This window comes from Oscillibacter sp. KLE 1745, from assembly GCF_000469445.2.
Lineage (GTDB): Bacteria > Bacillota > Clostridia > Oscillospirales > Oscillospiraceae > Oscillibacter > Oscillibacter welbionis.
In genome coordinates, this window is sequence record NZ_KI271749.1 from 1 (window position 1) to 253 (window position 253).

The following is a 253-nucleotide window of genomic DNA, read 5'->3' on the forward strand; positions in this document are numbered from 1 at the left end:
GCATCAGCCCGGAGGCCACGTCATATCTCTGCCGCTCAGTACGTGGAAGTGCAGATGAAACACGCTCTGCCCCGCCTGCATTCCCCACCTGGCCAAGCCCGGTGGGGGCCCCGGATAAAACTTGAGCGGGCAGGCAAAGCCCGCCCGCTCCAAGGTTTTGCTTCGCAAAACGCTTGCACGCGCTCTCGCGCGCGGCCCCGCCGGGGCCGTGGCTCCCAGGCATCAGCCCGGAGGCCACGTCATATCTCTGCCG

At 66.8% G+C, this 253-nt stretch carries 1 protein-coding gene; it reads right to left on the reverse strand.

What is annotated here, in order from left to right:
* Positions 1-3 precede the first annotated feature (3 nt).
* Complete coding sequence (locus HMPREF1546_RS18945) at positions 4-81, reverse strand: HIT domain-containing protein (protein WP_084192840.1); 78 nt, start codon at positions 79-81, stop codon at positions 4-6.
* Positions 82-253 lie beyond the last annotated feature (172 nt).